This is a genomic window from Mesorhizobium sp. M7A.F.Ca.CA.004.04.2.1, assembly GCF_004022825.1.
GTDB lineage: Bacteria > Pseudomonadota > Alphaproteobacteria > Rhizobiales > Rhizobiaceae > Mesorhizobium.
The window spans coordinates 1-3,097 of sequence record NZ_RZPH01000740.1 but is presented as its reverse complement, the minus strand read 5'-3'; the positions used below and the strand labels follow the sequence as shown (position 1 = coordinate 3,097).

General features: G+C 64.7%; 3 protein-coding genes and 1 pseudogene. 3 read left to right on the top strand and 1 reads right to left on the bottom strand.

Going from position 1 to position 3,097, the window contains the following annotated elements; all coding sequences use genetic code 11:
* Nucleotides 1-757, bottom strand: a 757-nt coding sequence (locus tag EN893_RS26175) for an FAD-dependent oxidoreductase (protein ID WP_164901108.1), incomplete at its 3' end; no start/stop codon positions are given.
* A gap of 145 nt (nt 758-902) precedes the next feature.
* Between EN893_RS26175 and EN893_RS26170 the strand changes: the two genes are divergently transcribed.
* The 3 genes and pseudogenes from EN893_RS26170 to EN893_RS26160 all read left to right on the top strand — a co-directional run.
* The gene (locus EN893_RS26170; protein ID WP_127271273.1) at nt 903-1,841 is read left to right on the top strand and encodes a MurR/RpiR family transcriptional regulator; all 939 of its coding nucleotides are present in this window, start codon (nt 903-905) and stop codon (nt 1,839-1,841) included.
* Nucleotides 1,838-2,485, top strand: a complete 648-nt coding sequence (locus tag EN893_RS26165; RefSeq protein WP_127267229.1) for an isochorismatase family cysteine hydrolase — start codon at nt 1,838-1,840, stop codon at nt 2,483-2,485. The genes EN893_RS26170 and EN893_RS26165 overlap by 4 nt, the downstream gene beginning before the upstream one ends.
* Nucleotides 2,482-3,097, top strand: a pseudogene (locus EN893_RS26160) (glutamine synthetase); the annotation flags it as partial. The gene EN893_RS26165 and the pseudogene EN893_RS26160, both read left to right, overlap by 4 nt.

The window sequence follows — 3,097 nt, the reverse complement described above, 5'->3', positions numbered from 1 at the left end:
GTGCATAGTTGCAGGAAATGTCGTCGCACCAGGCGAAAGGCATGACCTGCCTTGCCTTGCCGGCTGCGTCGAGGACGGCCATCGGATGGCGCTCGACATGCAGCGGCAGATCGAGGCCGACCGTCGCCAGCAGGCGGCGCGTCCACGGCCCGGCGGCCAGGACGACGGTACCGGCTTCCAGCACCGTTCCATCGGTCAAGGTGACGCCGGTGATGCGGTCGCCCTGCCGTTGAAGGCTCTCGACCAGCGTGTTCTGCATGATCCTGGCACCGTTGGCGCGGGCGGCACGGGCGATGGCGTTGGTGGCGCCGAAGGCATCGGCGTAGCCATATTCCGGCTCCCACAGCGCCATTGCGACATTGTCCAGGGCAAAGCCGGGTGCCGCGTCGGCAAAGGCCTGCGGCGACAATGTCTCGATGCGCGCGCCCTCGCCGCGGATGCGTTCGGCCGCCGCCGTCCAACTCACCTTGTTGTCGTTGCCGCAGACCCACATCATGCCGATTTCGGTGACGAAAGAGCCTTCGCCCGCGATTTCCGGCAGCGACACCAGGATCTCGCGGCCACGTATGGAAAGCTGCGACAATTCCGGCATCAGGTAGAAGGCGTGCAGCAGCGCCGACGATTTGCCCGACGGGCCGCCGGCGGGATGGGTCTGCTCGACCAATGTGACCTTCACACCGGCCTTGGCCAGATGATAGGCGGCGCTCGATCCGACAATGCCGGCACCGACGACGATGACGTCGCTTCCGTTTCGCATGGCTGTTCCCCACAGTCTCTTGGCTGCTTTCCGACAAGGTAGGGCCAGCGATCACGCAATGTCAACATCTCTTCATTGTTGACCAAGATTTAAATCTCTGTAATAAACTCGACAAAACAAGAGAACACGGATTTCGGGGAGGCCCATGGCGATACGCGATGTTCTGATGCGCGGGGATCTTGCGCTGACGCCGTCGGAAGAGAAGATCGTCCGACTGCTGTTGACGGACTATCCGACCTCCGGCCTCGGCACCGCCTCATCGCTCGCCCGGCGCGCTGGCGTCAGCGATCCGACCGTGGTGAGACTGGTCGTCAAGCTCGGCTATGAAGGGTTTCCGGATTTCCAGGCGAAGCTTCTGGCCGAAGTCGAGGCAAGACTGCACTCGCCGCTGCTGATGATGGAGGCCAAGCGGCAGAGCGGCTCCAACGACAGCGCCGTGCTGGCCTATCTCGACAGCGTCACCACGGCCTTGCAGAAAGCCACCGCCGCGACACCCATCCAGACATACGAGCGGGCGGCCCGCCTGCTGATGGAGGTCAAGGGCGAGATTGTGATGGTCGGCGGCCGGTTCAGCCGTCACATCGCCGGCATGCTGGCCGGCTATCTCGTGCAGTTTCGCTCCGGGGTTCGCGATCTCGGCGTGCTTTCTCCACAGACTTTCGACACGCTCGCCGACCTCGACCGGCGCGACGTGCTCGTCGTGTTCGACTACCGCCGCTACCAGCTCGACGTCATGGCCTATGCGAGCCAAGCGGCGGCGCTCGATGTGCGCATCGTCCTGTTCACCGACCAATGGCTGTCGCCGATATCAGACCTCGCCGAAGTCACCATCGTCAGCCCGCTCGAAGTCGCCTCGCCCTATGACACGCTGGCGCCGGCAATCGCCCAGATGGAGGCGCTGGTCGCCCATATCGTTTCGACGCTGGGCGACGACGCGCGCGCCCGCATTGAGCGGCTCGAAAGGGTGCGACATGCCAATGCCGTGACACTCGACAGCGACCCGCAAGAGAACGGCGCGCGCAAGATACCCGGACCCCGCAAGACGCCGGGACCCAAATCAGCAAAGCAGGACGACAAAGCATGACCCAGGCCCTACCCAAACGAGACGAAGCCTTCCGTGCCGGCGAAACGGCCCTGCTGCTCGTCGACATGCAGCGCATCTGGCTGGAGCCGGGCGCAGATCCGTCGCATCCGGAGCGTGGGCCCGATCACTATTTCTACCGGCAGACATCGTCACAGACGATCCCCAACCAGGAGCGCCTGCTGGCCGCTGCGCGGGCCAATGGCGTCGAGGTGCTGCACACCATCATCCAGAGCCTGACCGAAGACGGCCGTGACCGCTCGCTCGACCACAAGCTGACGCCGATCCATGTCGCGCCCAGCCTCCCGGAGGGTCTGCCGGTGCCGGCGCTGGCGCCGGTCGGCGACGAGATCATGCTGCCGAAGACGTCGTCCGGCATCTTCAACTCGACCAATGTCGACTATCTCCTCAAGAACCTCGGCATCCGCTATCTCGTCGTGGTCGGCGTGCTGACCGATCAATGCGTCGACATGACGGTGCGCGACGGCGCCGACCGCGGCTATCTTGTCACCTGCGTATCGGATGCCTGCGCCACCATTACGCAGGAACGCCACGACATCGCGCTCAAGGCCTTCGGCGGCTACTGCTGGGTGGCCGATACCGACACGGTCGTCGGCCGCTTCAACGCTTTGGGAAAACCGGCATGACATCGACTGTCGAGCCTCTGGTTGCCGTCGTCACCACGGATCTCTCCGCCGTCACGCGGGGCCGCTTCGTTGCCGAAGGCAAGTTGCAGAAGACCGCCACGACCGGCGTCGGTTGGCTGCAGGCCAATCTGTCGCTGACGCCGTTCAACTCGATCGTCGATCCCAACCCCTGGGGCTCGTCGGGCGACCTGCGGCTTATCCCCGATCTCAAGGCGCGCTTTCGCACGACACGTACCGGATCGGCGACGCCGTTCGACATGGTCGCCGGCGACATCGTCGAGCTCGATGGCAGCCCATGGCTCGGCTGCACCCGCACGATGCTCAAAGAGGCGCTGGCCGATTTGAAAGCCGCAACCGGCCTGTCGGTCATCGCCGCCTTCGAGCATGAATTCAATGTCGCCGACGGCGGCTTCGCGCCGGCGCATTCGATGTCTTTCGCCGCATTGCGCCGCACGGACCCCTTCGCGCCCAACCTGATGGCGGCGCTCGAGGAAGCCGGAGTCGCTCCCGAGGTGGTCATCGCCGAATTCGGCGACGAGCAGTTCGAGGTGACGCACGAGCCGGCGGACGCGCTGACGGCGGCGGACCGCGCCGTCGCCATCCGCGAAATCA